A 23,047-nucleotide genomic window follows, 5' to 3' on the forward strand; every position below is an offset into this window, starting at 1 on the left:
TTCATCACGCCACCTCACTATCTAAAAAGGTAGTTTCATCCCACCAATTAGGGTTTTCTTCCAAGTATTTAGAATGCTCATCAGCGGAAAGATCCCATTCCTCAAGAGTGACCGCTTCAGCAATGCATTCACCAACTATTTCAAATGCTTCAATAGCCTCTTTACGCAAACGCTGAACAACTTGCTCACCCAATTCTTTTGATGGAACAGGGTATAAAATTTCTTCTGAATCGGGCTCTTCGGGAATATTAACTGCCCACAATTTGTTATCTTTCATCCCACCACCTTCTTTAATTTTCATGCTGCCACCAATTTTTCATAAAATGATTCAATGGTTTCGCTTTCAAAAACAAAATATTCAAACTCGGAGCTATTGATCATGTGGACCATGATGCCGCGAACTTCTTTTATTGGATCACCAAATGGCAAATCATCAGATTCTTTTGAATAACCCACAGTTACAAGGTTTTCAGTAACAGATTTGATTTGCTCAACATTCAAAATCTTGTTTTCAATTTTTAAGAATTTCATGCTGCCACCTTCTGCAGATCCAACTCAGCAATGATCTGGTCAATTTTTTGATTAAACCGAATCACTGACTGCTCAATACCTGCAATATCTAAATCCTCTGCATTCACCCGAATAACCACCAGCTGCAAATGCTCAGGCAGGCGAGGGTCATAGCTCACAAAGTCACACCACTTGCGACGAGTACAAGCCAATTGCCAGGTGATCTGTGGCACATATTCAGCAGGCACCTCTTTAGTCAAAATAGTATTTAAGTGAGTTTGAGAGCTTGGACATTTAGCCTCGATTTGCCCATCTTTACCCACCAGCCCATCAGGACTAGCACCACTCATTTTGATAACCGGATGATCAATCAGACCTGTTCCAACTACAAAATTACCGGTTTCATTTTCATAAGCAGCAATCGCATAAGGCTCTTGATCAATACCCCATTGCATCAGGCTATTGGTTTTGGTTTCCTCCTGAACGCCGGTTAGGCGCTCAGTCAGAATAGTTAAGGTTAGGGCATTGTGTGCTTTGCCTTTAACTGGCTTGGCATCGATATCCTTGATTCGGCTTGCAGTGATTTTTCCGCACCGGTCTGCATGCCAGTCTTCACTACGCTGGTGAATGGTCATAGGTTTCTCCTTGGCGTGCTAGTGCTTGGTCTGCAAGTTCAGCAACTTGTTTTAAAGAAACTGAATGAGTGGTCCAGAAAATACGCTTATGTTCACTCTTTGGCAGGCTTACGTAAGCTGCTTGCAAGCGTTCAGATCCGTATTCAGCTTCACTTTGAAAATGCGACAGATGCTCAGCTTCAAACAAAAGATACTCAGCATTATTTTCAGCAGGGCCTACATCCATCATTGGCGCGTGATCCAGCAATTCATCTTCTGTATACACACCTAAAATCACGTCTGGGAAGTGAAGGCGAGCCAATTTTTTAGTCGCTAGATATGCGATTTGCTGCTTCGGATCATTCACCCACAAAGGTGAGTTACGAACATTTCCGACTTGAGCAAATGACACATCAAGCACACGTGGATTTGAATCGCCTTTAATGGTTACCCATGTGCGGACGCCAATGTCATGAGCTTTGCAAGTCTTGCCGTCCACCTTTGACCAGTCGCCATACCACTCATAGTCGGGACGGCCAACAATAGGGGCTTTAGAGATGATGACCGCATTAATTAACTGAGCCTCATAACCAAGGTTTCCATTCACAATATGAGTTTTCTGAGCCACCGCAAAAGGGTTCATATCCCATTGCATGGCCTGCATAGTTACTGCCAGACAATCACCTGGCTGACCCTGCAAATGTTTCGGTACGGTGATAGTTGCCTTACTCATAAAGTTTGCAAAAGACACCATGTTTTGCATCGCCACCGGATCAAGCACAAGGTTTGAAGTTTGTGAATTTGCTGGCAATACTGGATTTGTTTGAGCTACTGCATTCATATTCCTATTCCTTAATACTTGATTGAGACATTGGGTACGGCAGGCTTTGCAATTGCTCGGATTACATCCTTTGCCATTTCCTCTGTTAATCCAGCTACGCAATAACATAGAGCGCTTACTGCTTCTTGATTGATTTTTCGACGATGCTCAACATCAGCCAAACGTGCTTCTTCCGCTTTACGTGCACCTTCTGCCTGTGCAAATTGCTCCGCTTCAATACGCTTGCGTTCATTCTCGGCAGCCTGCACAGCACGTAACTCAGCAGCTTCTTTTTCAGCTTTTAATCGAGCTTCACGCTGCTCTGCCTCAGCCTTTTCACGCTGTACACGTTCAGCTTCAAAACGTGCTTTTTCCTCCGCTTCGCGAGTAGCTTTTTCAGCAGCTTCGCGGGCAATTTGAGCATCACGCTCTTGTTGCTGGCGAAGCATTTCAGCCTGACGCAGGCGTTCCAATTCAGCCTGTTCAGCTTCGTATTTTTCGCGTGTCACCAATGCTTTGCGTAGTACTTCCAGTGTTTCAAATTTGGCAAGCTTGGCTTGTTCTTCGTATTCCTCAAACGTGTAATCCACATCAAAGTTTTCCAGATGCTCGATACGATTGACAATGCGAGAAGCGTCAAGAGTTTCGAGTTCTTGCAGATGCTCTTTAATTACCAGGATTGCATTTTCATGCTTCGCCACACGATCCTTTTCAGCTTGTTCAAAATCAGTTAGCGGCTTACGAATCTCATCCTGTAGCAACTCCATGTTGTCGCGCCAAAACTTACGATCAGCATCAATAAGAGCAGCCTGTTGTTTAATACCAGAAACAAGCTCTTTGCCGTGGTTGTCGACAGTGGTTTTGATTCGGGCAAGACTGTAAGCAAAGGATTTAAGTGATTCACGATCCTTTTTAACGCTCATATCAAAAACAACAGAACGTGCGTTTTCAGAAACTCGGCCAAATAAAGCTTTGGTGCCACCTTCAACCTTGAAGGCTTCGATAATTTCAGGCTGCTCGATGGCAACAATTTCTAGTTTTGCATTCATCTCAAACCACCTCTTCAAATAGTTGTTCCGCGTACTCATTCACAAGACGCTGTAATTCTTTAATCTGCTCATCCGTCAGCGTAAATGTCTGACCTTCCTCAGCTTCAAAGTTCCAAACATCCAGCAAAGTCACAGGTGTATCTTTCACCACAAGCCAAGAATCAATATCCACTGACTCGGCATATCGCATATCACCATTCGAGCTACGCATTTGCGTCATCGTGTGAGGTAATACAGGCATTGAACAATCAGCCGTTGCCCACAGGTTTTCACCAATCTGGCGATATAAACCAAAAGTCAGCACGTTATCTTCAATCGAAATGTCCAGATCAACCTTGAAACTTGGTAGGTCTGAGAAGTACAAATCACGGGTGAAATCTTCATTCACTTTGCAGTCAATTACCTTGGTGCTATGACCATCACGGCACAGGAATAAAGACTGATTGCCGATGTGATGAATAGGACGCATTGCCGCACCACATCCACAGAATTGAGCGTAAGTGTTCATTCTTCAGACTCCTTTAGAGAATCCAGATATGCTCTGCGTTCAACGCCCTGCATATGGCCACGATCAAAGGCCAATTTAGCCTCATCAGCCTGACCATCAACAGCACCCATCCAAGCCAGATGCTCAATCACATCAAGAAGAACTTTATTTGCGTCAGGGTTCTTGGGGTTTTGCTTGAAACCAGATTGATATTCAAAACCTTCATCAGAGGTGTATTTAAGATCGGCAGAAAATTTAGAAAGTCCCATCAGCGCTCTCCCTTCGCAATCGCAGCATTAATCTTTTCAATCTCATAACGATCAACATAGGCATTAACCGCTTCCTCATGACGCACGACATTCAGAATGTCTAGGAATTCGACTGATCCATTATCAAGCGCATATTCAACATAAATGCTGTATTCGTCAGCTTTGACAGTAGCGACACAGATCTGATTGCAATTCACGCTTTGAACTTCGTATTGCTTTGCAGCGATGTTGATTTGCGGCTCTGCTAATTCATCAGCAGTTTTAGCCGGCTGGAAAGCGTAAGCTACTGCTATCCCCGCACTGATTGATGCTGCAATGAATGCAGACTTGATAATATTGGATTTAGTTGTCATGGCTGCCTCCGAATACTTGGCGAAGGGCTAGGCACATTAATTCAGCATCCTCAAAGCTTTCGCAAACAATTGCTACTGTGTCATTGCTTCTATAAATTGCTGATTCTTTTTTTATGCTTGGCACTTCAATGCCATTGATTGTGATGGTGCGAGGCTTGACTCGAAACTTGATCTCTTCATCATCAAAAATCGACAATTGAGCACGGGAAGGTAGTTCAGCCCAAATCGTATCCGCATAATGAAACTCAATAGTCTCGCCATTAGCCCAAGCTTTCTTAGCCTCTTTCCCGCTAATCAACTTGCCTTCATCAACTTTTGTATTCATAATAATTTCACTCACAGTGGGTTGTGGGTCACGCCTCAGGTAGTTGCTGCTACGCTGGGGCTTTTTATTTCCTGTGATATTTAGTTTAAACAATTAAACTTGGGTGTCAATATAAAAGTTTGACAAATTAAACAACTTTTTAATTTTATGTTTGGATACTTAAATTCTGGACAATAAAAAACCCGCACTAGGCGGGCTATTAAACTTTTAAGATTTAGAACAGGTTAAACTTTTTAGCTGGCTTAAATGAGCCTACGTATTTACCTACGAGCATACAATCTTCATTTAATGGGATTACCTGCTCATTCCAGTTTGGATTAAGAGGCTTTAAAAAGTATCCGTTTGACTCTGAAATCAATGCCTTAAAGGTTGCTGTATCATTGCACTTCACAACAACCATCTCACCAGTCTGAATGTCTTCAAGTTGATAATCTGGATCGATACAGATTTTTTCGCCTTCCTCGAAATATGGCGCATTACTCAAACCTTTCACCTCAAGATAAAAGCTTCTTCTGCCTGCGCCTGGTACTAATGGGAGCTTCTCACATTCCGCTAAATTGCTTATCGACTCCATGTCGGTGAAATCTCCTGCCTGAACCCACGATATTACAGGAGCATAAATTACTGTAGCCAAAGGATTTAAGTCAACATTATTGTCCAATCGGTCATTTATGCTGCCTTGACCAGTCAAAATCCAAGCCGCATCAACTTTCAATTCATTAGACAATTTAACCAATCGTTCGCCACTTGGAACAGCCCCACCAGATAGCCACAAAGAAATAGTCCCTTTGCTTGCCACTTTTTTATTAATTAGATCGACCTGTTTAATTTTTAGCTCTTTCATTCGCTTGTCAATGCGATCGGCCACGGTCTCGATCATGGAAATTGAATCCTATTTGTTGATGTTTGGAATATTAAACATATTGATTGACAGAGTCTTAAACTATATTGTTTAATAGGTTAAACTTTAATTGATTTAGGTTTAATATTATGAGCGTTTATCAATTCACAGTTGATGATTTGCGCGAGCGTTATGGCTGCAAATCAGATACCGAATTAGCAGAATTGCTCGGCTGCTCCAAAGGAACGATTTCTGTCTGGAGAAGCAACGGTGTCCCAACCGGATACCAGCGATTTTTAAATGTAGAAACACATACACCCCTTAGTAGAAAAAAGTTACCCCTAACTGCTTGATCTAATTATTAAGCATTTGAATTTAAACAACCACGTTCAAAGGAACCTTAAATGAACATAACGGATGCAGCGTACAACACAGTTCATGACTACCCGGGTGGCGCTTCAGCTCTAGCCCCACGGATGGGAATTAAAAGTCCAGCTGTACTTAATAGCAAAGTAAATCCAAATACTGAAACTCACCACTTAACACTGGCCGAGGCTTCAAAGCTTATGGCTTTAACTGGTGATTTCCGCATTTTGCATGCCCTATCTGCTGAACATGAAAAAGTTGCAATTGATCTACCTGAAATTCCTGAATGCCGCGACATGTCACTGACTGACAAAGTGCTGTGCATTGGTATGAAGGGCGGTGATGTGATGAGCCTGTTCCGAGAGATCATGGCGGATGGCCGTATCACGAAAGGTGAAGTGCAAGACATGTCTAAGGTGATTCACCAGATGCATGTTGCATTGGCTGAGCTGGATAAGCAGATCCAAGCTTGTATTGATAACCCAGAAAAGCAAAACGCCTGATCTGCGAAATCAAGCGTTTTGGATTGTTCACTAACTGAGAGGAAAATGAACATGAATATGATGACACAATTTAATCATAATCAACAGAGCATGACAAGCCTTGATATTTCAGAGCTTTGTCAAAAACGTCATGACAGTGTTAAGCGCACTATCGAGATTTTGTCTGCCAAAACAGAAAAACGTGAAGCTGTAATAGCATGCCCACACAGTGTGGTTGTGCAAAAGGAGGCTAATAACCGAATTTACGATGTTGAGGTTTATGTTTTCTCTGGCGAACAAGGCAAATTAGACTCAATTACCGTAGTCGCTCAACTCTGCCCAGAGTTCACCGCAGCATTAGTAAAGCGCTGGTATGAACTAGAAAACCAAAACGCTGCACAACTCCCCCAATCTTTTTCTGAAGCCCTTCAACTGGCAGCCGATCAGGCGCGTCAATTAGAACTCGCAGCACCTAAGGTTCAGTACTTTGACCGTGTAGCCGACACTAAAAATCTTTTAAATGCCTCTCAGGTGGGTAAAAAGGTCGGTATGTCGGCCGTAAAACTCAATCAATACCTTGCTGATATGGGTGTTTATGACCGTCGTATTGCCGGACGTACCTTTGCCCAGTGGTTTATCGACAAAGGTTATGGCGAAGTCAAACAGACAGAACAAGGCTATCCACAATCCAAATTCACCAACAAAGGCGAACAGTGGGTAATTGAGCAGCTTGTAAGTGAAGGGGTGGTGCAATGAGCTTAATTGAGAAGTGTGGTGGGCAAGGCGCTGCTGAAATGATTGCTGCCTTGGTTTTGACAAATGCTCCATGCCCTGAAGGCTATTTTCCTCAACTGCAAAAATACTTTTCCATACTTGACGGGCATGTGTACCTGTACCACGAAAAGAAACATGAGTTTTTGCCGTACATGGATTTAGACAAGGTTTACTTCGATTATGTGTGGCTGAAAGACCTTAGAGAGGAGATTAAAGCAACTATAGGGGGTGCTGCATGAACATGCTTAACCCCCATATGGTCGCCTTAATTGATGCTATGAACGATAAGCCTATCGCGTTCAATCGTCACTATGTGGCGCTTGGTTGCGGTATTAATGGCGCTCTCATGCTGTCTCAAATGGTGTATTGGTCTAAACGCACCAAAGACCGTAATGGTTTTTTCTACAAGACTCAGGATGAATGGGAAGAAGAAACCGGCCTTACACGCTGGGAGCAGGAAACTGCACGTAAAAAGCTACGCAGCTTAGGTTTTGTGTCTGAACACAAGCATGGTGTGCCTTGCAAAGTTCACTTTAAGGTTGAACACGAAAAGCTTTATTCATCATTAATCCAGTATGCGGAAAAGCATCAATCCAGTATGTGGGAATCCCACAAACTAGAAAGTGGTAATACCGCAAACAAGGCAGAGGGAAAACCTCAAACTAATACAGAGAATACAGCAGAGACTACATCAGAGAATACCAATATATATAAAGGGAAATTCAACTTTGCCAACGCTCTAGTTTCTCAAGGAGCAGATCAAAAGCTTATCTCTGAATACATGGAAGTTCGCAAAGCGAAGAAAGCCGTTAATTCAGAAACAGCATTCAAGTCTCTTATCTCTGAACAACAAAAATCTGGTCTCACTTTAAATCAGGTCCTTGAACACTGTGTTGTGAACTCATGGAAGGGATTTATGGCGGAGTGGATCAAGAATCAAAACACTGTTCATGGACAACAAAACAAACCTCATCGCTTTGGTCAAAGCTTTGCTCAACCACAAATGAAGGATGTGAACTAATGAACAGTATTCAGTTATTTCAAAATGCCTTCGCTGTGGATTTTCCAGTTGAAGTGGCGGATCAGGTATTAGGTCGCATACAGCAACTTTACGGTGCTGAGTTTGACAAAAAGTTTGGGTCTATTGACCCAGTTCAATTACAGCAAACCACTTGCACTGTTTTGAATGGCCTTACACCCAAAGACATCAAGCGCGGTTTGGATCGCATGCTGACCGAGAAATGGTGTCCATCGCTACCAGAATTCCGTAGCTGGTGTATTGCGGCTGACTGGTGGACTGCTGATCAGGCTTGGGCAAAAGCAATGAACTTTGAAGCAGACCCATCAAAACCGATCACAGCTCTCGCTAAATGCGCTTTAGATGAAGTTCGCCATATCTTGGATGTGGAAGGGCAAAAAGCTGCTCACAGAGCATTTAAGGACATTTACGAGGACTATCTGCAAAAAGCGAAAGATCAAGGCCGTGCTCAAGAGCTTTGGAAAAAGCCGGAAGTTAAAGCGATTGGTCATAACTATGCGCCGAGATCTGGTGTGCCGTGTCCGCCTGAATTGGCTGCAATGGTGAAGCGCGTAGGGAAAAGTGCAGGGGGTGGGGTGTGAATGCATTAACCAAAATTCAAGCTGTAGAAATCCCAACTCTGGTTTCTGATTTTGTAATCAGTAGCTATGGCGGTGGCACCAATTCAACGGCATTGCTGATCGAGTGCGTAAAGCGCGGCATTCGTATCGACATGATCCTATTTGCTGACACTGGTGCCGAGAAGCCTCACACGTACAGCTATGTTGAATATTTTTCAAAATGGCTTGTATCTAAAGGTTATCCAGCAATTAAAACCGTAAGAGACGCAAATACCAATCTGGAGAAGGACTGCTTTGATCGCAAGGCTCTTCCAAGTGTGGTTTACGGAAAAGGAAATTCATGCAGCCAACGATTCAAGATCCAACCGCAAGACAAGCTGGTGAATAACAGTGTGATTGTAGGGGGGCGATTAGTGAAGCTAATTGGGTATGACGCTGATGAACCACATCGTGCGAACCGCAAATACGAAGATAAATACACCCGGATCTATCCGTTGATTGATTGGGATATGGGGCGAGATGAATGTATCGAGGCTATCAAAGAAGCTGGATTGGTTTTACCGGGTAAATCTTCTTGCTACTTCTGCCCAAATTCACGCCCAAGTGAAATTAAATGGCTTGAGAAGTACCAGCCAGAGCTTTTAGCTAAAGCCTTAAAAATGGAAGAACAAGCGGATCTGACAGACATTGCTGGTCTAGGGCGTAACTTTTCTTGGAAGTCTATCTACCAACAACAGGACGCATTCATGGATCACTTTGTTCCAGATATGCCATGTGACTGTTATGACGGGGGTGCGGCATGAACATACCAAGCATCCAGCGTTTCGAAGAAATCAAGGACATCCTAGTGTATGTGGCCTTCTCCAAACACGAGGTCACATCAGCTGAGCTTGAAGAACATGTGTGTGACAAAACCAGATCTTCTTTAAATCAGAAATTACGCGGTCTGGTTCAGGCGGGATACCTGGCTTTTAGATGTAATCACTGCACCAGGCTGTATGTGGCTACAGAAAAGACCAAGCAGTTATTTGGAGTGCAGGGATGAGCAGAAATAAAAAAATACGTGCTTGGCTTGAGATGGGAGTGGGTCGGACCAGTGCTCTAGCTAAGGTTTTGGATTGTTCACAGCAGTTCGTTAGCAAGGTTTCACTGATGGAAAAAGGGATTTCGGAAAGCCAGTGGAATGCAATCAGTTATGGCATTTCGATTATTGAGCTGGACGAGAAAAGTAATCAGAAAAAGATTGAGCAAATCATCATTAAGGCAGCTCATTTAAGCCATAGCAAGGATCGTGAAATTAAGCAGTTTGCTCAGATTGAATTGGATAAGTGGGTTGATGCACTAGGGAGAGCGGCATGACAGGATTCACAGAATTAAGAGATCAGATCAATCGGACGACCGATTTACAGGAAAAGGAATTACTTCAGCAGCAGTTTGAAATGATGCATCAAGTGGCAGATGAAGAAAGTAAGCAGTTTGAGGATTTGATTCGGGGTGATTGGGATGAATTTTGATGAAGCAATAAAGGAGATGGAAGGAGTAGTTATCAATCTTAATGAACTGCCTTTCACTGCCTTTGAGGTGTGGTTTGAGGATCAAGACTTCTATACAAACATGCGATTCATCCATGGTGACAAGCTGTTTGATAAGGATGGTGGTGCTTATCGGGTGCTGCCGGTTCAGATGACTTATCTAGCTTGGCTGGTTGGTCGGGCAGGTATTAAAGAAATGGATGAAGTAATCAAGCTGCAGGATGCTGACCTGCGGAAGTATGAGAAGCAGATTGAGGGGCTGAAAGAGCAGCTCAACAACATGGAGGCTTGTTATATCGAGAAGAAGAAGGAGGTTGAGGAGTTGCAAAAAACCAATATTAGCCTAGAGGCTGGCTTGCGGAAGAACTCCAAAAATAAACAGAAGTTGCTCGGTAAAAATATTGAACTTCAAAAGCGGATTGATGAATACAAGAAACTTACCACCAGTATAAGAAATGAATTTGATTTGTGGTCTGACGATAGTGAGTTTGCGGATGTTATCGAGGATCAAATTGAGAATTTAGAAGCCCTGCGAGGTGGGTCATGAAAACAACTAAAGCAATTACAGCTTCATTAAGCAAATTATCAATCACCACAGCCAATGTTCTGGATGACACGGTAAGTGCAACTAAGCACAACTGGATGTTTATTAGAAATGGACTTCAGGCGCTACTGGCAACAACCATTTTCTGGATCAGATTTTTAATCTATCTCGTTTGCCTGCCGGGTTTATTCATTTACGCCTTTTATCACCAGTTGAAGAAGCGAGGTGCCAATGACTAATCTCCGTATCACCGCAGCACAGGCACGAAAAGCCGGTATTGGCCCTCGATTTGGTGTAACAACCAAGTCGGGGAAAAAGAAATCCAATCCAGATCCAATGCCAAAGGTTCCAGCTCATCTGGTCGAAGGGAAAGGATTTGGTGTGATGAATGATGAATTGCTCTGGTGTGAGGTTTTAATCACACCTCCTTCGGTGAATCACTACTGGATTCGTGGAGCTAACAAGACCAATCGATTAAGTAAGCGTGCAATCCACTTTATTGACGTTATGAAGCGTTTTATCGAGCCGGCAGGGTATCAGGGCAGAGTTCGCGTAAAGATCGAATACGCGCCACCTGATGCGAAAATACGCGACATCGATAACATCGTAAAACCATGCTTTGACGCTTTATCGAAAGGTGGATTGATTCTGGATGATTCCCAGGTGGATGAATTGCTTGTAAAGCGGTTGCCATCAGAAAAAGGCGGGAAGCTGATTATTCAAGTTGAAAAGTTAAGGGTTTGAGAGGGAATAGGGATGAATGCGATGGTGAAGGCGGAAGTGATGGATTGGGATCGTTTTAGTATTGAAGATTGGCTTAAGCAGTATGGGGCATACATCCAGATTTCACGTATGAAGTCAGGACATCAGCCGGATTCGCTTGGGGTAAATCAGATTTACTGGCTGATTCTTGAAAATAACAAAGGGGTGGCACCGCGTAAGGATCAGATCATTTGCAAGATTAATGATTTTGAGGCTGAACAAGTGCGGAAGTTGATTGTGGATTTCAATAAGTCTAGTTCGGTTTGTGCTTCGGCAAAGGTAGCGGTTGAGATCTTTATTGATAAATGCGTACGTGGGATGTCGTTGCGTCAGTTGGCACATGAACGAGGCATGGGTAAGACTTCGATTGAGGGGATGGTATATGCTGGAAAATTTTATTTAGCTGGTCATGATAAGCGCTTGAAATTAGATTGATTAAGTATTTGACTGTCCGGACAGGATATGGCATATTTCTGTTATAGTGATCGAAGTGTACGTTAAAGCACTAGATTGATTTAAAAGCTCGCCAAATGGTGGGCTTTTTTGTTGCCTAAAATAAAGCGCCATTAGCTCAACTGGTAGAGCATCGGTCTCCAAAATCGGTGGTGCGGGTTCGAGTCCTGCATGGCGTGCCAGATTTCAAAAGAAAGCAAACCTGTCATAGATAGCGCATTACCGGAAATATTGCGCCGAGGCATCCGGTGGTTTGCTTTACTTATGAGATCAAAAGGAGATCCACATGCTCCAATTGTTAATGTGCTTATTCGGCCTGCATGGTGTGACTGAAATCGATTACACGGTTGATGATGAAGAAATCAAGGTGTGTCGGAATTGTTTGAAAGAAGTTAAATAAACCCTTGTCACTTCGGTGACTCTAGCCGGACGTATTACGGCAATCAAAACCCCTTGCATTCTAGGTGTTGAGGGGTTTTTCTTTTCTTATTGGTGGTGAATGTGAATGAAGGCTGCAATATCTGAAGGTTGGGATGGGTTATGGATACAGTAGAAGCAAAACGGAATTTAGAAGTGCTCGAAAAGAACCGCAGTCGATTAATGAATTACAACCATCTGTATTCAAGCTATGCATTTAAAGAAATGTGTGGTGCTGAACTTCGCAAAGTGAATAAGCAGATTGCAGGCATAGAAGAACAGTTAAATGCGGAATCCAAAAAGACTCGCATCTAAGGTTCAATGAGGCTCAAGAATGAAAACCACATCTCTTTTTATAGTTTTATTTGTAATAGTAGCTAGTACCGCCTATTTAAGCTCAAATACTGCATGTAAGAAGGAAGCGGTCATCAAAGCTGGCTCTAAGATGTCACTTGGTAGGGTTGTAGTGGAGAGTCAAGAAGATCATTTGATTTTGGTTTGTGATACTCAGCCTGAGAAGGGGCTTTTAAACTTTATTCTTAAAAAGGATGGGGTTCGTGTGAATGGCATGGCTAAAGAGGCTGATATTCATTATGTCTCTTTTAATGCTGATTAATGCGATTAGGAGTCATTGGTTGTGCGTGATGCTAAACGATTAGCAGCAATCAGAAAGCTGCCATGCATTCGATGCGGTAACCCACATAGCCAGGCTGCTCATTCAAATTCAGCAAAGCATGGTAAGGGTAGATCGATTAAAGCCAGTGATGAATTCACAGTTTCCCTTTGTTTTAAATGCCATGCTGCATTCGACCGTTTTGAATTAGGTGATCGGGCAGAGAGTGAAGCAATGTTTGATCGGTGGCTGGTGAGAGTGAATCGGATGTTGAATCAAACAGATAAAGAGATTTTTTAAACCGAAAGGGTGCTAAGGCGCTCTTTTTTATTGCAAGTAGAAACAGGAGAAACAGAAATGTTTACAGTAAAACTTATCCAAAATGGTGTTACTTCGGTAACCGAGTTAAAAGATATCGTGATTGCTCGACAGGGTTCGGAATCATGGGATGAAGATTGGGATATGGCTAAAGCTTATAACAGCGAGGCGCCTGACTTAATCGAGTGTTATTGCACACCAGATCCACAAGACAATAAGTTGATGAATGAATACACCAATGTTGTTGATCGTGAGGGTGTGAGTGGTGTTGCAAAAGAGCAATGCATTGGCATTCTTTGTCTCAATGAGACTTGTCAGATCGCTCCAGCTATTCCAGAAAAAGGAAGTGATGGTTTTGGTTTTGCCAAGTTGTTTTTATACAAAGGCGATCAGCTGTATGTGACCAATCGATATGGTGCAACAGTAGAAATCGTGAAGTAATTTTAAGGAGGATAGGAAATGCAAAAAGCCGTGTTTCCTATCCAGTCACATGCCGACATCACCAAAGCTATTAGCTACATGCATACCCATTACACTCAGGCGATTAATGAGGGTAAGCCGTTGGTGGTGAGGATCAATCAAACACCAGATGAACGGTCAGCAGCGCAGAATAGGCTTTACTGGAAATGGATTGGTGAGATTAGAAGAAAGACTGGTCAGGATGAAGATTCACTCCATTACGAGTTCAAGAAGAAGTTTCTGATTTATATCTATCGTCGAGATGACCAGCAGTTTGGTGAAATGTGTCATGCCATTGCTAAGGTAAAGCAAACCGAACCAGATGAGTATAAGGCTATCGGTGAACAGGTCATCAGGCTTTGCAGTACAACCAAGGCGACAGTTAAACAAATGACCGAGTATTTGAATTATGTGCATGATTTTGCGGTGACTCAGTTGGGTGTGCATTTAACTGTGCCGGATGATTTGAAGTGGTGTTATAAGGGTTAAATATGTTTAAGAAGCGCGACATAACTGCTGAAGCATGGAAGTGGAAGCGCAGACCAAAGTTCTGCACACATCAACTCATTAAGAATGGTGAATATTTTCGTGTTGGCAGTAATGGGTCGGCAGATGTTTTTTGTTACGACTTTTATGCAGACAGATGGTACTGGGTGTATTCAATTCACAGCAATGATGACCTGAGCAATCCCGAGATGTTTATCAAGCTTCGTGAGAGTACGTGGTTGGATACTTTAGTAAGGTGGTTTACATGACATGCCAAGGCTGTGAAGTAAGACGTAAATGGATGAAAGAACAATATGAGCGATCAAGAGAAAGAATGCGGTTGTGCATCGAACGACTTACTCCTAAAGCTAATCGAACAGAACAATCAACTAATAAACCAAATGGCCCAAGTCATCCAGATCAACAATGAACAGAACGCTCAGATTAATGAGCTATTGATTCAGTTGGAAGGTGGTGAGGATGAGCAGCCTAAGTCACAGTATTTGGATGGTTAAACATGAGCAATAAAGATGAAATATTAAAAGTGGTTGCTATTGAGATTCCGAAAGGCGGTGTATGCCAAGGAACCAAGGTTAAGTTGAGCAACGGCCAATATCTTACTGGTATTCATTCTATCTCCCTTCGTGGTGATACCGAGTCACAACTATGGTCACTGAGTCTTGATATGGTTCCTGATTTTATGGACCAGCAAACACTTGAGGCTGTATTGGCTAATGTTGAGATGGTAAAGCGTCAGAGCACGCCAAACCTAATACACAACATTGAGAATCAAATAGCTGATCTTCAGGGCAAACTAGAATGGCTGAAGGGATTGGATAATGAAACTACCCAGACTGCAAAACAAACTACAGGTGATGACACCGAAGGCACCGAGACCACCTAAGAACAATTGGGGTCAAGGCCGCGGTGGCAGACCATGGCGCAGACTCAAGCAGAAGATTCATACACGTGATGAGTGGACCTGTTGTTCATGTGGTCGTGTGACCATGGAGCTTGAGTTGGACCATATCGTTAATGTGGCTCAAGGTGGTACGGATGATGAATCAAACCTTCAGTCGTTGTGTGTGCTTTGTCATAAGAAGAAGACACAGATGGAGAGTCGAGTATGACTGACAAAAGTATTGAAGATATGGTGCATGACTATCTTGTCGCATCACTACAGGCCGGCAAGGTCATTCAGCGCGAAGATATAGAGAATTACTGCAAGATGGCAGCCCAGTTAAAAGGTGTGGCGAAGGTTGTGCAGAGAGATGTTCAGGAAGATGAGCGTCGTCGCAGATGGTAGGGGGAGGCAAAAAGTTTGAAACCCTGAGCCAGCGGACACCGCCGCCCATCCCACTTATAAAAAAATTTCCCATTTCAGCAAAAGTTAAAGCGAAAAGTTAAAGGTTAACCAATGGCACTAAGCGAAAAAATGAAAAAGTTTGCTCAGGCCGTTGTTGACGGCTTAAGCAACAAAGAAGCTGCAATTTCAGCAGGTTATGCTGAAAAGACAGCATCACAGGCAGGCTCAAAATTAAGAAAAGATCCTGAAATTATCGTCCACATTGAAAAGTTAAAGGCTGATAAAGAAGGTCGAAGTTTAACTTCTGAAAAACCGAAAGTTAAAACGATCAGCACTCATGAAGATGACAACCCTTTGGATGATGAGGATTATGCAAAGGATGATCCGCTGCAATTCCTGATTGATGTTATGAATAAGAGTGATGATATGTTCTTACGCTTCAATGCCGCAAAAGCTGCGCTTCCATATGTACACGGCAAGGTCGCTGAAAAAGGCAAGAAAGAAACCAAAGCCGATGAAGCCAAAAAAGCCACTCAAGGCGGGAAGTTTGGAACATTGGGTTCACAGTTGAGGAGCTAATCATGCCTTTTAATCCTGAAGACTTGATAAGTGAATTATCAGACAAATACTTTGCAATGACACCGCAAGGGAGACAGCAGTTTTTGTTTGGTGAGTTCAAAGCAAAACAAGAAAGTCAGCCAATTTGGGTTGGTATTGATTGCTCTGAAAAGAAAGACCAAACGATTAAGTTTAAAAATACAGGATTTTCAATAGAAATAATTTAAGCCGCCTACGGGCGGTTTTTTAACGAGTTAAATTTATGTCAGCAATGCTCCCAGAATGGACAACATCCTGCCCAGACTGGGAGGAGCGTATTGTCGCTAAAAAGTCACTCATGCCATGTGAGCCGCTTTTTCCAGAAGTGGCCGATGTAGCAGAGCGGATTTTTAAAGAATTAATCCTGGTCGATGTGATGAGTAGCCCAAAAATGGGCGAGGTCACACTTGATTGGGTTATTGAATTTGTCCGAGCAATCTTTGGTGCTTATGACCCAGAGCAGAAGAAGCGTTTAATTCGCGAATTCTTCCTGCTGATCTCTAAGAAAAACACCAAGTCGACGATTGCGGCTGGAATCATGATGGTGGCCTTGATCTTAAATGATCGTATGTCAGCTGAGCTTATTATTCTGGCACCAACCAAAGAAGTTGCTGATAACTCTTTTAACCCGATTCGAGACTTCATCAAAGCAGATCCTGAGCTTCAGGAAATGTTCAATATCTCTGAGCACACCAAAACAGTCACTCACTTAGGTACGAATACAACCTTAAAAGTGATTGCTGCGGAAAGCAATGCTGCTGCGGGTAAGAAAGCCACGATCATCCTCATTGACGAAGTTTGGTTGTTCGGGAAACGATCAAACGCTGAATCGATGTTTCGTGAAGCAAAAGGTGGTCTGGCATCACGGCCTGAAGGTTGTGTGATTTATCTGTCTACCATGTCAGATGAAACGCCATGCGGTGTGTTCAAGCAATTGCTGGACTATGCGCGTGATATTCGGGACGGTGTAAAGGTCAATCCTCAGTTCCTGCCACTGATTTACGAGTTTCCTGAGTGGATGCTTGAGGCAGGTGAGCACTTAAAACCTGAAAACTTCTATGTTACCAATCCAAACTTGGGTGCATCGGTTGATCTGGATTACCTGATTAACGAATTTGAGAAGGTTAAAGATGCTGGTGAAGAATCGCTTCGTGACTTTCTTGCAAAACACTTAAACGTACCAATTGGCCTAAACCTCCGAGCCAATCGGTGGGCAGGTGCTGAATACTGGCTACAGCAATCTAAAAAATTCACCTTGGACAAACTCATCGAGCAATCAGACGTTATTACTTGCGGTATTGATGGTGGTGGCCTTGATGACTTGCTCGGTTTTGCTGTACTGGGTCGGCACGCAAAAAGCCGTAAATGGTGGCTTTGGAATCATGCCTGGTGCAATAAGACTGCAGTCGAAAGACGCAAAGAGAATGCGCCAAAGTATGCGGATTATGTGGAAGAAGGCAGCCTGACCATTGTTGAGCGTATCGGTGATGACATTGACCAGTTGGCAGCCATTGCAAAGAAATGCTTCGACTCTGGCAAGCTCGACAAAATAGGACTGGATCCACTTGGTCTGGGTGGCCTATTAGATGGCTTGCTCGATGCTGGCATTCCTGAAGACAAGCTTATTGCGGTTCAGCAAGGTTTTAAGTTGATGGGTTATATCCTCACTACTGAACGAAAACTAGCTGAAGGAAATCTTTACCATGCAGGCCAAGGCTTAATGACCTGGTGTGTTGGGAATGCGCGTGCCGTCGTGAAAGGCAACGGCATGATGATCAGCAAACAGGAATCAGGTGTCGGGAAGATTGACCCATTGATTGCCACGTTTAACGCGGTGGCCTTGATGTCGATGAATCCGGAACAGGCTGAGAAAGAATACAACATCTACTTTGTTTAATTTATTCATTTTCCAAAGCTCGCATTACGCGGGCTTTTTTATTGGGAGAGCCTTATGTCTGCTCTACATAAAACCTTTGGCTCTGTCGAAATTAAGAGCCTTGATGAGCAAAAGCGAACCTTCAAAGGAATCGCCAGCACACCAAATCAAGATCGCGCCAAGGATGTGATGGTGCCAAAAGGCGCAGATTTCGATCTGCCTATGCCTTTGCTATTTCACCATGACCCACGATCAGCCATTGGTCATGTGACAAGCGCAAAAGTCACAGCAAATGGTATCGAAGTGGAAATCCATATCCCTGAAATCGAGGAAGAAGGCGACCTGAAACGCGAAGTTGATAAGGCATATCAATCACTGAAATACGGTCTGGTCAAAGGCTTATCAGTTGGTTTTATCCCGAATTGGGATGAGGCGGAAATGATCAAGGGCGGTGGCATCCAGTTCAACTCATGGGAATGGTATGAGCTTTCATTGGTGACTATCCCTTGTAACCGTGAATCAGAAACAGAATTTTCAAAAGCATTTGAGGAACACAAAGCCGCGTTGGGCGAAAAACCTCAAGACGTTCCAGGTGGCGCTTCATCTGAACAAAAACACGTTGTCGTAAAACTTAATAGCCCAACAAAGGGTGGAGTGAAACTATGAAAGAGTATTTAGCAAAGCTGCTTAAAGCATTGGCTGAAAAAAACCAAGCAATGCAAACAGCGTTATCAAAGTCAGCGGGTGAGGGCAGTACGCCTGATGAAGCAACTGAAGCAGAAATTCAGGCGATTGAAAAAGATATCGCAGCGCTCGAAGTAAATATTGAGCGCACTAAAAAGCAAATCAAAGCTGTTGAAGAGGCTGAAAAGAAAGGTCTTCAAGAGCCAGAGCCAACACCTGGTCAAGATCCGGCGCCGAAAATTGAAATCGTAAAAACCCTAGATAAGGGTATCGGCTTTGCTCAATATGCTCGAGCAAAATTAGCTTCTGCTTTAGCGGCTAAGAATGGCAACTTTATTGCTCCTGTGGATATGGCTAAGCAAATGGGCTTCAGTGACGAAGTACAGGACCTGGTTCAGAAAGCAACAGTTGGCACCACCACGGATGCTAATTTTGCTTCAGCGCTGGTTCAAGAAAACCGCTTAGTGGGCGAGTTTGTAGACTTGCTTAAGGCTGCAACAGTTTTTGACAAGCTGCAAGGCATGCGAAATGTCCCATTTAATAGCACAATTCCAGCTAAAACTAAGCGCGGTAAAGCAAGCTGGGTAGGTCAGGGCGCTAAAAAACCTTTAACCAATCCTGAATTTGGTGATGTAAAAATCAAAGAACACAAGCTCGCAGCAATTACTGTATATACACAGGAATTAATGCGTCGTTCCGATCCTGCAGTAGATATTTTGGTTCGTGATGACTTGATTGAAGCATCACAAATCCTTATTGATGAAACCTTCCTGGGTGATCAGGTAGAAACGGATGTAATTCCTGCTGGTGTTCTGAGTGGTGTAACTGCAATTACTGCCAGCGGCACTACAGCAGCAGCCTATGATGCAGATCTACAACAGCTTGAAGACAACTTCCTAGAAGCAAACCTGTCTTTGGATGGATCTTATTACTTGATGTCAGAAACACGAGCTGCTCGTATGGGGCGTATTCGTGATGCATTAGGTAATTATTACTTCCCGGGCATGCAGGGCATTAATAAAGAATTGAATGGCCGTCCGGTTATCACTTCGCAAACTGTCGGTGACAAGATCGCCCTCATCAAAACTTCTGAGTTGTTACTTGCTCAGGATGGTGGTGTGGATGTGTCTTACTCTGATCAGGCAACCCTAGAAGATGCGGATGGAACCATCATCAACCTATGGCAAGAAAACAAATTTGCTGTACGTGTTGAGAAGTTCATCACTTGGGCGAAACGTCGTCCAATTGCTGCTGCATGGATCGACTATTCAACCCCTTAATCGCCTAATCGATTATTCAAAAACAGCTCCTTAATCGGGGCTGTTTTTATATCTAAGCATCACAATTGTTTAGCTATAGGAACAGTCTATGAAGATTAAATATTTAAAAATGACCCACGATTCCAATGTCGGGGATATTAAAGAGATTCCTGATTTTCAGGCAAATGTATTGCTCAAAATTGGCGTTGCAGAGGCTTATGTTGAGCCGAAAAAGACAGCGCCAAAAGCGAAAAAAGAAGATAAAACCAAAGAATAGGATGTAAAGAATGGGCTTTTTCGGAAATTTATTTGGTAAAAAGAAATCCCTCCAAGGAGTCCATTCAAATCAAGGGTGGACTTCTTTATTTGTGCACGAGCCTTATTCTGGTGCCTGGCAAAAGAATGATGAACTGACCCGGGAAGATTTGGCAGCACATCATGCAGTATTTAGCTGTGTTTCACTGATTTCTCAAGATATCGGAAAGATGCCGATTTTGCTTAAGAAGAAGCAGCAAGGTGTCTGGATTGATCAAGAGATTCCAGAGCGTTTCAGTGTTCTAAACAAGCCAAACCACTACCAGACATGGCAGCAATTCAGCGAACAGTGGACCACATCATTACTGCTTCGCGGCAATACCTATGTGATGAAGGTTCGGGATATCTTCTCAGGTAAAGTTGTTGGGCTAAAGGTATTAAACCCTGACCTGACAAAACCATTGATCAGTGATGCTGGTGATGTCTTTTATCAACTCAACGATGATCGACTCAATCAGATTTCTCATGAAGTGGTGCCAGCATCTGAAATCATTCATGACCGCATTAACTGCTTTTACCATCCACTTGTGGGCTTATCGCCAATCACAGCGTGTGCGGTGGCGGCAGGGCATGGTCTAGAGATCCAAAAAAGTCAGCGTCAGCACTTTAAAAACAACAGTCGGCCAGGTGGAATCCTGATTGCTCCCGGACCTATTGATCCAGAAAAAGCAGCAGCGATCAAAAAGCAATGGAATGAAAACTACAGTGGTGCCAATGCTGGGTGCACAGCAGTTGTTGGTGACAATATGAAATTTGAAGCCATTTCAGTTTCAGCTGCCGATTCTCAACTAATTGAACAGATGCGAATGAGCAATGAAGTCATTTGTGCTGTTTTCCATGTGCCGCAATTCAAGTTGGGTATTGGCACCATTCCGGCAGGTCAAAAAGTTTCCGATCTGAATGAAATCTATTATTCAGACTGTTTGCAAAGCCTGATTGAAGCGCGTGAAAACCTGCTCGATCAAAGCCTCGGTCTTAAAGATTCGCAATTAGAAGCCTTTCTTGATCTGGATACCTTGATCCGTATGGATTCGGTATCTCAGATGCAGCGACTTAAAGAAGGCGTTGGTGCAGCAATCATGACACCGAATGAAGCGCGTCAAAAGCTTGGTTTAGGCCCATTAGAGGGTGGTGACACGGTTTACATGCAGCAGCAGAACTTCTCGCTTGAAGCGCTGTCTAAACGTGACCAGATGGATGATCCTTTTGGTAAATCTGCACCAAATACACCGCAAGATACCGAAAATTCAGACCAAAAAGGCCAGTATCAAGGCGTTTTTAAGACTGAAAACCAGTATAAATCAGGCCAGTTTGTAACGCACAAAGGCTCATTGTGGCACTGTGAAAAGGATCACTTAGGCGAATTTAGCCATGAAAACTTCAAACTAGCGCAGAAAAAATGGGGTGAAGAATGAGTATTGTGGATTTAGAGACACTTAAGCTCCACCTTCGATATGACGATGATTCAAATGACATGATGCTTCAGGGTTATTTAGATGCAGCGGATTCAGTGGTATTGAGCTATATCACCGATGAGCTTGAATCCAATTACCCCAAAGCAATTCATCAGGCAATTTTATTACTGTGTGGATATTGGGACCAGTACCGCAATGCTGAGCAGGAAATGCCGGTAAACGGTAACTTTCTGCCGATGCCTGTGCAAAGCCTGCTTTATCCATATCGTAAGCCTACAGCGATTTGAGGTGATTTATGGCCCAACGTGCCGGCGAACTATGCCACCGTGTGACGATTCAGCAAAAAACCACGGTCTATGATGAATACAACTATGAAACTGAAGCTTGGGCTGATTTCAAGCCGCTTTGGGGGCGAATCACCTTCCTGTCGGTAAAAGATGGGCTTACAGCCAAAGCTGCCGGATCAGAAACCACAGCTCGGCTCAAACTTCGAAAGCGTAAAGATATTGATACTGGTATGCGTGTTTTGTTTGATGGCCAGACCTTCCAGATCGTTTCCCCACCTAAACCAGACAATGAAAATGGTCGGATTTACATGACGCTGGAGTTGTCATTAGTGGAGTAGGTCATGACGGTAGAATTTAACATTCAGGGCTTGGAGCCAGTTCAAGAGAGACTTAAAAGACTGGCAAATCCTCGCTTGATGAAGAATGCTGCAAGGCGTTCTGCTCGTAAAGCCATGGCGATTGTCCGGGATGCAGCCCGGGCCAATGCAAAAACTCTGGATGATCCGCAGACAGCCGAAAAGATTTGGAAAAATATTGCGATTGCTGCTGGCAAGACCCGAAATCCAAATGAAGTAGTGATGCGTGTCGGTGTGCGTGGTGGTGCGTCATTCTCAAACAAGAATCCACCCAATACACCGGGTGGGGACACCCGACATTGGAGGTTTATTGAATTCCCTAGTGTTAATAATCCAGGTACTCCATTCATGCGTCCAGCCTTACAAAACAACATCCAAGCCGTGACCAATAGCTTTGCTGAAAACTTCAATAAAGAAATCGACAAGGAACTCGCAAAATTATGAACATTTTACCAGTAGTTCCGACATTGAAGGCCAGCAAGGAAGTCACGGATTTACTTGGCACCAATCCTTTAAAAGTCTGGGAAGATATTGCACCACAGAAAACTCCATTCCCCTATGCGGTCTGGTCAGTAGTCACAGCAAATCCTGAAAATCACTTGGATTGCCCAGCCGCTATGGATCATGTTTCATTTCAGATTGTGGTTTATGACACTCAGCAGAAAAGAGCATCTGATATTCGTGCTGCAATACGAAAAGCTTTAGAACCACATTGCTATGTCACCAATATTCACCCGAACCATTTTGAGCGCATTGCCGACACCAATATTTTTGGTCGTGGCTTTGATGCGAATTGGTTTTTGGATAGATAGCTTTTAAATTTTCCACATAGCACCCAACCGGTGCTTTTTTTATGCCTAAAATTGAGGAGTAGCTACT

Annotated in this window: 44 protein-coding genes and 1 tRNA gene; 35 read left to right on the forward strand and 10 right to left on the reverse strand. The window is 43.4% G+C overall.

All coding sequences use genetic code 11. The features are described from left to right. Nucleotides 1-4 precede the first annotated feature (4 nt). From FTV25_RS05765 to FTV25_RS05810, 10 genes are all read right to left on the reverse strand, one after another. Nucleotides 5-301, reverse strand: coding sequence for a hypothetical protein (locus tag FTV25_RS05765; RefSeq protein ID WP_257218944.1), 297 nt, complete (start codon nucleotides 299-301; stop codon nucleotides 5-7). After that, nucleotides 298-531, reverse strand: coding sequence for a hypothetical protein (locus FTV25_RS05770; protein ID WP_180003416.1), 234 nt, complete (start codon nucleotides 529-531; stop codon nucleotides 298-300). Before FTV25_RS05770 ends, FTV25_RS05765 begins: the two co-directional genes overlap by 4 nt. Further along, nucleotides 528-1,145: a lambda exonuclease family protein gene (locus FTV25_RS05775; protein ID WP_180003414.1), complete on the reverse strand. Its 618-nt coding sequence runs from the start codon at nucleotides 1,143-1,145 to the stop codon at nucleotides 528-530. Before FTV25_RS05775 ends, FTV25_RS05770 begins: the two co-directional genes overlap by 4 nt. Next, entirely contained in the window at nucleotides 1,126-1,965 is an 840-nt protein-coding gene (locus tag FTV25_RS05780; RefSeq protein ID WP_180003412.1) for a RecT family recombinase, read from the reverse strand. Before FTV25_RS05780 ends, FTV25_RS05775 begins: the two co-directional genes overlap by 20 nt. Nucleotides 1,966-1,976: 11 nt before the next feature. Next, nucleotides 1,977-2,993, reverse strand: coding sequence for a hypothetical protein (locus tag FTV25_RS05785; protein WP_180003410.1), 1,017 nt, complete (start codon nucleotides 2,991-2,993; stop codon nucleotides 1,977-1,979). Nucleotide 2,994: 1 nt separating this feature from the next. Beyond that, on the reverse strand, nucleotides 2,995-3,501 hold the full coding sequence (locus FTV25_RS05790; protein WP_180003408.1) for a hypothetical protein: 507 nt from the start codon (nucleotides 3,499-3,501) through the stop codon (nucleotides 2,995-2,997). Then, on the reverse strand, nucleotides 3,498-3,749 hold the full coding sequence (locus tag FTV25_RS05795) for a hypothetical protein (RefSeq protein ID WP_180003406.1): 252 nt from the start codon (nucleotides 3,747-3,749) through the stop codon (nucleotides 3,498-3,500). Before FTV25_RS05795 ends, FTV25_RS05790 begins: the two co-directional genes overlap by 4 nt. Beyond that, entirely contained in the window at nucleotides 3,749-4,102 is a 354-nt protein-coding gene (locus FTV25_RS05800) for a hypothetical protein (protein WP_180003404.1), read from the reverse strand. The genes FTV25_RS05795 and FTV25_RS05800 overlap by 1 nt, the downstream gene beginning before the upstream one ends. Further along, a complete protein-coding gene (locus FTV25_RS05805; protein WP_180003402.1) occupies nucleotides 4,092-4,427 on the reverse strand; it encodes a hypothetical protein in 336 nt (111 codons plus the stop codon). Before FTV25_RS05805 ends, FTV25_RS05800 begins: the two co-directional genes overlap by 11 nt. A 214-nt stretch (nucleotides 4,428-4,641) precedes the next feature. Then, nucleotides 4,642-5,307: a S24 family peptidase gene (locus FTV25_RS05810; protein ID WP_218947800.1), complete on the reverse strand. Its 666-nt coding sequence runs from the start codon at nucleotides 5,305-5,307 to the stop codon at nucleotides 4,642-4,644. Between the two features lie 110 nt (nucleotides 5,308-5,417). Between FTV25_RS05810 and FTV25_RS05815 the strand changes: the two genes are divergently transcribed. The 35 genes from FTV25_RS05815 to FTV25_RS05985 all read left to right on the forward strand — a co-directional run bounded on the left by FTV25_RS05815 (nucleotide 5,418) and on the right by FTV25_RS05985 (nucleotide 22,980). Next, entirely contained in the window at nucleotides 5,418-5,621 is a 204-nt protein-coding gene (locus FTV25_RS05815; protein ID WP_179992044.1) for a helix-turn-helix domain-containing protein, read from the forward strand. Between the two features lie 51 nt (nucleotides 5,622-5,672). Continuing rightward, on the forward strand, nucleotides 5,673-6,137 hold the full coding sequence (locus FTV25_RS05820) for a phage regulatory CII family protein (RefSeq protein ID WP_180003400.1): 465 nt from the start codon (nucleotides 5,673-5,675) through the stop codon (nucleotides 6,135-6,137). Nucleotides 6,138-6,188: 51 nt separating this feature from the next. Next, nucleotides 6,189-6,872, forward strand: coding sequence for a phage antirepressor KilAC domain-containing protein (locus FTV25_RS05825; protein WP_180003398.1), 684 nt, complete (start codon nucleotides 6,189-6,191; stop codon nucleotides 6,870-6,872). After that, on the forward strand, nucleotides 6,869-7,129 hold the full coding sequence (locus tag FTV25_RS05830) for a hypothetical protein (protein WP_180003396.1): 261 nt from the start codon (nucleotides 6,869-6,871) through the stop codon (nucleotides 7,127-7,129). The genes FTV25_RS05825 and FTV25_RS05830 overlap by 4 nt, the downstream gene beginning before the upstream one ends. Then, a complete protein-coding gene (locus tag FTV25_RS05835; protein ID WP_180003394.1) occupies nucleotides 7,126-7,911 on the forward strand; it encodes a DNA-binding protein in 786 nt (261 codons plus the stop codon). Before FTV25_RS05830 ends, FTV25_RS05835 begins: the two co-directional genes overlap by 4 nt. Further along, the gene (locus tag FTV25_RS05840) at nucleotides 7,911-8,510 is read left to right on the forward strand and encodes a restriction endonuclease (protein ID WP_180003392.1); all 600 of its coding nucleotides are present in this window, start codon (nucleotides 7,911-7,913) and stop codon (nucleotides 8,508-8,510) included. The genes FTV25_RS05835 and FTV25_RS05840 overlap by 1 nt, the downstream gene beginning before the upstream one ends. Continuing rightward, the gene (locus FTV25_RS05845) at nucleotides 8,507-9,292 is read left to right on the forward strand and encodes a phosphoadenosine phosphosulfate reductase family protein (protein ID WP_180003390.1); all 786 of its coding nucleotides are present in this window, start codon (nucleotides 8,507-8,509) and stop codon (nucleotides 9,290-9,292) included. The genes FTV25_RS05840 and FTV25_RS05845 overlap by 4 nt, the downstream gene beginning before the upstream one ends. Then, entirely contained in the window at nucleotides 9,289-9,534 is a 246-nt protein-coding gene (locus FTV25_RS05850) for a hypothetical protein (protein ID WP_180003381.1), read from the forward strand. Before FTV25_RS05845 ends, FTV25_RS05850 begins: the two co-directional genes overlap by 4 nt. Further along, a complete protein-coding gene (locus tag FTV25_RS05855) occupies nucleotides 9,531-9,848 on the forward strand; it encodes a hypothetical protein (protein WP_180003378.1) in 318 nt (105 codons plus the stop codon). The genes FTV25_RS05850 and FTV25_RS05855 overlap by 4 nt, the downstream gene beginning before the upstream one ends. Next, complete coding sequence (locus tag FTV25_RS05860; protein WP_180003376.1) at nucleotides 9,845-10,003, forward strand: hypothetical protein; 159 nt, start codon at nucleotides 9,845-9,847, stop codon at nucleotides 10,001-10,003. The genes FTV25_RS05855 and FTV25_RS05860 overlap by 4 nt, the downstream gene beginning before the upstream one ends. A gap of 16 nt (nucleotides 10,004-10,019) precedes the next feature. Next, nucleotides 10,020-10,568 (forward strand): hypothetical protein, encoded by a 549-nt coding sequence (locus tag FTV25_RS16055; RefSeq protein WP_373683621.1) that lies wholly within the window; start codon nucleotides 10,020-10,022, stop codon nucleotides 10,566-10,568. After that, the gene (locus FTV25_RS05870) at nucleotides 10,565-10,804 is read left to right on the forward strand and encodes a hypothetical protein (RefSeq protein ID WP_180003374.1); all 240 of its coding nucleotides are present in this window, start codon (nucleotides 10,565-10,567) and stop codon (nucleotides 10,802-10,804) included. The genes FTV25_RS16055 and FTV25_RS05870 overlap by 4 nt, the downstream gene beginning before the upstream one ends. After that, nucleotides 10,797-11,309: a RusA family crossover junction endodeoxyribonuclease gene (locus FTV25_RS05875; RefSeq protein ID WP_180003372.1), complete on the forward strand. Its 513-nt coding sequence runs from the start codon at nucleotides 10,797-10,799 to the stop codon at nucleotides 11,307-11,309. Before FTV25_RS05870 ends, FTV25_RS05875 begins: the two co-directional genes overlap by 8 nt. Before the next feature lie 12 nt (nucleotides 11,310-11,321). Next, nucleotides 11,322-11,762 (forward strand): hypothetical protein, encoded by a 441-nt coding sequence (locus FTV25_RS05880; RefSeq protein WP_180003361.1) that lies wholly within the window; start codon nucleotides 11,322-11,324, stop codon nucleotides 11,760-11,762. Between the two features lie 125 nt (nucleotides 11,763-11,887). Continuing rightward, nucleotides 11,888-11,962, forward strand: a tRNA-Trp gene (locus FTV25_RS05885). 358 nt (nucleotides 11,963-12,320) lie between these two features. Further along, a complete protein-coding gene (locus tag FTV25_RS05890) occupies nucleotides 12,321-12,512 on the forward strand; it encodes a hypothetical protein (protein WP_180003359.1) in 192 nt (63 codons plus the stop codon). A gap of 19 nt (nucleotides 12,513-12,531) precedes the next feature. After that, on the forward strand, nucleotides 12,532-12,813 hold the full coding sequence (locus tag FTV25_RS05895) for a hypothetical protein (protein WP_180003357.1): 282 nt from the start codon (nucleotides 12,532-12,534) through the stop codon (nucleotides 12,811-12,813). A 21-nt stretch (nucleotides 12,814-12,834) separates the two neighbouring features. Further along, nucleotides 12,835-13,110 carry a hypothetical protein gene (locus tag FTV25_RS05900; RefSeq protein ID WP_180003355.1) on the forward strand — a complete coding sequence of 92 codons (276 nt, stop codon included), beginning with the start codon at nucleotides 12,835-12,837 and terminating at the stop codon, nucleotides 13,108-13,110. Between the two features lie 57 nt (nucleotides 13,111-13,167). Next, complete coding sequence (locus FTV25_RS05905) at nucleotides 13,168-13,569, forward strand: hypothetical protein (RefSeq protein WP_180003353.1); 402 nt, start codon at nucleotides 13,168-13,170, stop codon at nucleotides 13,567-13,569. An 18-nt stretch (nucleotides 13,570-13,587) separates the two neighbouring features. Further along, nucleotides 13,588-14,076 carry a recombination protein NinB gene (locus tag FTV25_RS05910; protein ID WP_180003351.1) on the forward strand — a complete coding sequence of 163 codons (489 nt, stop codon included), beginning with the start codon at nucleotides 13,588-13,590 and terminating at the stop codon, nucleotides 14,074-14,076. Between the two features lie 311 nt (nucleotides 14,077-14,387). Further along, complete coding sequence (locus tag FTV25_RS05915; protein ID WP_180003349.1) at nucleotides 14,388-14,588, forward strand: hypothetical protein; 201 nt, start codon at nucleotides 14,388-14,390, stop codon at nucleotides 14,586-14,588. A 2-nt stretch (nucleotides 14,589-14,590) separates the two neighbouring features. Beyond that, nucleotides 14,591-14,977, forward strand: a complete 387-nt coding sequence (locus tag FTV25_RS05920) for a hypothetical protein (RefSeq protein WP_180003347.1) — start codon at nucleotides 14,591-14,593, stop codon at nucleotides 14,975-14,977. Next, on the forward strand, nucleotides 14,913-15,203 hold the full coding sequence (locus FTV25_RS05925; protein ID WP_180003345.1) for an HNH endonuclease: 291 nt from the start codon (nucleotides 14,913-14,915) through the stop codon (nucleotides 15,201-15,203). The genes FTV25_RS05920 and FTV25_RS05925 overlap by 65 nt, the downstream gene beginning before the upstream one ends. Beyond that, nucleotides 15,200-15,379 (forward strand): hypothetical protein, encoded by a 180-nt coding sequence (locus FTV25_RS05930; protein ID WP_180003343.1) that lies wholly within the window; start codon nucleotides 15,200-15,202, stop codon nucleotides 15,377-15,379. The genes FTV25_RS05925 and FTV25_RS05930 overlap by 4 nt, the downstream gene beginning before the upstream one ends. Before the next feature lie 111 nt (nucleotides 15,380-15,490). Further along, complete coding sequence (locus tag FTV25_RS05935) at nucleotides 15,491-15,958, forward strand: terminase small subunit (RefSeq protein WP_180003341.1); 468 nt, start codon at nucleotides 15,491-15,493, stop codon at nucleotides 15,956-15,958. 2 nt (nucleotides 15,959-15,960) lie between these two features. Then, complete coding sequence (locus tag FTV25_RS05940; protein ID WP_180003339.1) at nucleotides 15,961-16,164, forward strand: hypothetical protein; 204 nt, start codon at nucleotides 15,961-15,963, stop codon at nucleotides 16,162-16,164. Between the two features lie 35 nt (nucleotides 16,165-16,199). Next, on the forward strand, nucleotides 16,200-17,873 hold the full coding sequence (locus FTV25_RS05945) for a terminase large subunit (RefSeq protein ID WP_180003337.1): 1,674 nt from the start codon (nucleotides 16,200-16,202) through the stop codon (nucleotides 17,871-17,873). 54 nt (nucleotides 17,874-17,927) lie between these two features. Next, nucleotides 17,928-18,518, forward strand: a complete 591-nt coding sequence (locus tag FTV25_RS05950; RefSeq protein ID WP_180003335.1) for an HK97 family phage prohead protease — start codon at nucleotides 17,928-17,930, stop codon at nucleotides 18,516-18,518. Beyond that, complete coding sequence (locus tag FTV25_RS05955; protein WP_180003334.1) at nucleotides 18,515-19,816, forward strand: phage major capsid protein; 1,302 nt, start codon at nucleotides 18,515-18,517, stop codon at nucleotides 19,814-19,816. The genes FTV25_RS05950 and FTV25_RS05955 overlap by 4 nt, the downstream gene beginning before the upstream one ends. An 88-nt stretch (nucleotides 19,817-19,904) precedes the next feature. Continuing rightward, the gene (locus FTV25_RS05960) at nucleotides 19,905-20,072 is read left to right on the forward strand and encodes a hypothetical protein (RefSeq protein ID WP_180003333.1); all 168 of its coding nucleotides are present in this window, start codon (nucleotides 19,905-19,907) and stop codon (nucleotides 20,070-20,072) included. A 10-nt stretch (nucleotides 20,073-20,082) separates the two neighbouring features. Beyond that, a complete protein-coding gene (locus FTV25_RS05965; protein WP_180003332.1) occupies nucleotides 20,083-21,525 on the forward strand; it encodes a phage portal protein in 1,443 nt (480 codons plus the stop codon). Then, nucleotides 21,522-21,812, forward strand: a complete 291-nt coding sequence (locus FTV25_RS05970) for a head-tail connector protein (RefSeq protein ID WP_180003331.1) — start codon at nucleotides 21,522-21,524, stop codon at nucleotides 21,810-21,812. The genes FTV25_RS05965 and FTV25_RS05970 overlap by 4 nt, the downstream gene beginning before the upstream one ends. An 8-nt stretch (nucleotides 21,813-21,820) precedes the next feature. Continuing rightward, entirely contained in the window at nucleotides 21,821-22,150 is a 330-nt protein-coding gene (locus FTV25_RS05975) for a phage head closure protein (RefSeq protein ID WP_180003330.1), read from the forward strand. A 3-nt stretch (nucleotides 22,151-22,153) separates the two neighbouring features. Then, complete coding sequence (locus FTV25_RS05980; protein WP_180003329.1) at nucleotides 22,154-22,612, forward strand: HK97-gp10 family putative phage morphogenesis protein; 459 nt, start codon at nucleotides 22,154-22,156, stop codon at nucleotides 22,610-22,612. Further along, the gene (locus FTV25_RS05985) at nucleotides 22,609-22,980 is read left to right on the forward strand and encodes a DUF3168 domain-containing protein (protein ID WP_180003327.1); all 372 of its coding nucleotides are present in this window, start codon (nucleotides 22,609-22,611) and stop codon (nucleotides 22,978-22,980) included. The genes FTV25_RS05980 and FTV25_RS05985 overlap by 4 nt, the downstream gene beginning before the upstream one ends. Nucleotides 22,981-23,047: the final 67 nt, after the last annotated feature.

Origin of the sequence: Acinetobacter sp. YH12249 (assembly GCF_013417475.1) — a bacterium.
Classification (GTDB): domain Bacteria; phylum Pseudomonadota; class Gammaproteobacteria; order Pseudomonadales; family Moraxellaceae; genus Acinetobacter.

Coding starts and splice junctions, on each gene's coding strand:
- FTV25_RS05765 (WP_257218944.1), bottom strand. CDS start 301: ATGAAAATTAAAGAAGGTGGTGGGATGAAAGATAACAAATTGTGGGCA.
- FTV25_RS05770 (WP_180003416.1), bottom strand. CDS start 531: ATGAAATTCTTAAAAATTGAAAACAAGATTTTGAATGTTGAGCAAATC.
- FTV25_RS05775 (WP_180003414.1), bottom strand. CDS start 1,145: ATGACCATTCACCAGCGTAGTGAAGACTGGCATGCAGACCGGTGCGGA.
- FTV25_RS05780 (WP_180003412.1), bottom strand. CDS start 1,965: ATGAATGCAGTAGCTCAAACAAATCCAGTATTGCCAGCAAATTCACAA.
- FTV25_RS05785 (WP_180003410.1), bottom strand. CDS start 2,993: ATGAATGCAAAACTAGAAATTGTTGCCATCGAGCAGCCTGAAATTATC.
- FTV25_RS05790 (WP_180003408.1), bottom strand. CDS start 3,501: ATGAACACTTACGCTCAATTCTGTGGATGTGGTGCGGCAATGCGTCCT.
- FTV25_RS05795 (WP_180003406.1), bottom strand. CDS start 3,749: ATGGGACTTTCTAAATTTTCTGCCGATCTTAAATACACCTCTGATGAA.
- FTV25_RS05800 (WP_180003404.1), bottom strand. CDS start 4,102: ATGACAACTAAATCCAATATTATCAAGTCTGCATTCATTGCAGCATCA.
- FTV25_RS05805 (WP_180003402.1), bottom strand. CDS start 4,427: ATGAATACAAAAGTTGATGAAGGCAAGTTGATTAGCGGGAAAGAGGCT.
- FTV25_RS05810 (WP_218947800.1), bottom strand. CDS start 5,307: ATGATCGAGACCGTGGCCGATCGCATTGACAAGCGAATGAAAGAGCTA.
- FTV25_RS05815 (WP_179992044.1), top strand. CDS start 5,418: ATGAGCGTTTATCAATTCACAGTTGATGATTTGCGCGAGCGTTATGGC.
- FTV25_RS05820 (WP_180003400.1), top strand. CDS start 5,673: ATGAACATAACGGATGCAGCGTACAACACAGTTCATGACTACCCGGGT.
- FTV25_RS05825 (WP_180003398.1), top strand. CDS start 6,189: ATGAATATGATGACACAATTTAATCATAATCAACAGAGCATGACAAGC.
- FTV25_RS05830 (WP_180003396.1), top strand. CDS start 6,869: ATGAGCTTAATTGAGAAGTGTGGTGGGCAAGGCGCTGCTGAAATGATT.
- FTV25_RS05835 (WP_180003394.1), top strand. CDS start 7,126: ATGAACATGCTTAACCCCCATATGGTCGCCTTAATTGATGCTATGAAC.
- FTV25_RS05840 (WP_180003392.1), top strand. CDS start 7,911: ATGAACAGTATTCAGTTATTTCAAAATGCCTTCGCTGTGGATTTTCCA.
- FTV25_RS05850 (WP_180003381.1), top strand. CDS start 9,289: ATGAACATACCAAGCATCCAGCGTTTCGAAGAAATCAAGGACATCCTA.
- FTV25_RS05855 (WP_180003378.1), top strand. CDS start 9,531: ATGAGCAGAAATAAAAAAATACGTGCTTGGCTTGAGATGGGAGTGGGT.
- FTV25_RS05860 (WP_180003376.1), top strand. CDS start 9,845: ATGACAGGATTCACAGAATTAAGAGATCAGATCAATCGGACGACCGAT.
- FTV25_RS16055 (WP_373683621.1), top strand. CDS start 10,020: ATGGAAGGAGTAGTTATCAATCTTAATGAACTGCCTTTCACTGCCTTT.
- FTV25_RS05870 (WP_180003374.1), top strand. CDS start 10,565: ATGAAAACAACTAAAGCAATTACAGCTTCATTAAGCAAATTATCAATC.
- FTV25_RS05875 (WP_180003372.1), top strand. CDS start 10,797: ATGACTAATCTCCGTATCACCGCAGCACAGGCACGAAAAGCCGGTATT.
- FTV25_RS05880 (WP_180003361.1), top strand. CDS start 11,322: ATGAATGCGATGGTGAAGGCGGAAGTGATGGATTGGGATCGTTTTAGT.
- FTV25_RS05890 (WP_180003359.1), top strand. CDS start 12,321: ATGGATACAGTAGAAGCAAAACGGAATTTAGAAGTGCTCGAAAAGAAC.
- FTV25_RS05895 (WP_180003357.1), top strand. CDS start 12,532: ATGAAAACCACATCTCTTTTTATAGTTTTATTTGTAATAGTAGCTAGT.
- FTV25_RS05905 (WP_180003353.1), top strand. CDS start 13,168: ATGTTTACAGTAAAACTTATCCAAAATGGTGTTACTTCGGTAACCGAG.
- FTV25_RS05910 (WP_180003351.1), top strand. CDS start 13,588: ATGCAAAAAGCCGTGTTTCCTATCCAGTCACATGCCGACATCACCAAA.
- FTV25_RS05915 (WP_180003349.1), top strand. CDS start 14,388: ATGAGCGATCAAGAGAAAGAATGCGGTTGTGCATCGAACGACTTACTC.
- FTV25_RS05920 (WP_180003347.1), top strand. CDS start 14,591: ATGAGCAATAAAGATGAAATATTAAAAGTGGTTGCTATTGAGATTCCG.
- FTV25_RS05925 (WP_180003345.1), top strand. CDS start 14,913: ATGAAACTACCCAGACTGCAAAACAAACTACAGGTGATGACACCGAAG.
- FTV25_RS05930 (WP_180003343.1), top strand. CDS start 15,200: ATGACTGACAAAAGTATTGAAGATATGGTGCATGACTATCTTGTCGCA.
- FTV25_RS05935 (WP_180003341.1), top strand. CDS start 15,491: ATGGCACTAAGCGAAAAAATGAAAAAGTTTGCTCAGGCCGTTGTTGAC.
- FTV25_RS05940 (WP_180003339.1), top strand. CDS start 15,961: ATGCCTTTTAATCCTGAAGACTTGATAAGTGAATTATCAGACAAATAC.
- FTV25_RS05945 (WP_180003337.1), top strand. CDS start 16,200: ATGTCAGCAATGCTCCCAGAATGGACAACATCCTGCCCAGACTGGGAG.
- FTV25_RS05950 (WP_180003335.1), top strand. CDS start 17,928: ATGTCTGCTCTACATAAAACCTTTGGCTCTGTCGAAATTAAGAGCCTT.
- FTV25_RS05955 (WP_180003334.1), top strand. CDS start 18,515: ATGAAAGAGTATTTAGCAAAGCTGCTTAAAGCATTGGCTGAAAAAAAC.
- FTV25_RS05960 (WP_180003333.1), top strand. CDS start 19,905: ATGAAGATTAAATATTTAAAAATGACCCACGATTCCAATGTCGGGGAT.
- FTV25_RS05965 (WP_180003332.1), top strand. CDS start 20,083: ATGGGCTTTTTCGGAAATTTATTTGGTAAAAAGAAATCCCTCCAAGGA.
- FTV25_RS05970 (WP_180003331.1), top strand. CDS start 21,522: ATGAGTATTGTGGATTTAGAGACACTTAAGCTCCACCTTCGATATGAC.
- FTV25_RS05975 (WP_180003330.1), top strand. CDS start 21,821: ATGGCCCAACGTGCCGGCGAACTATGCCACCGTGTGACGATTCAGCAA.
- FTV25_RS05980 (WP_180003329.1), top strand. CDS start 22,154: ATGACGGTAGAATTTAACATTCAGGGCTTGGAGCCAGTTCAAGAGAGA.
- FTV25_RS05985 (WP_180003327.1), top strand. CDS start 22,609: ATGAACATTTTACCAGTAGTTCCGACATTGAAGGCCAGCAAGGAAGTC.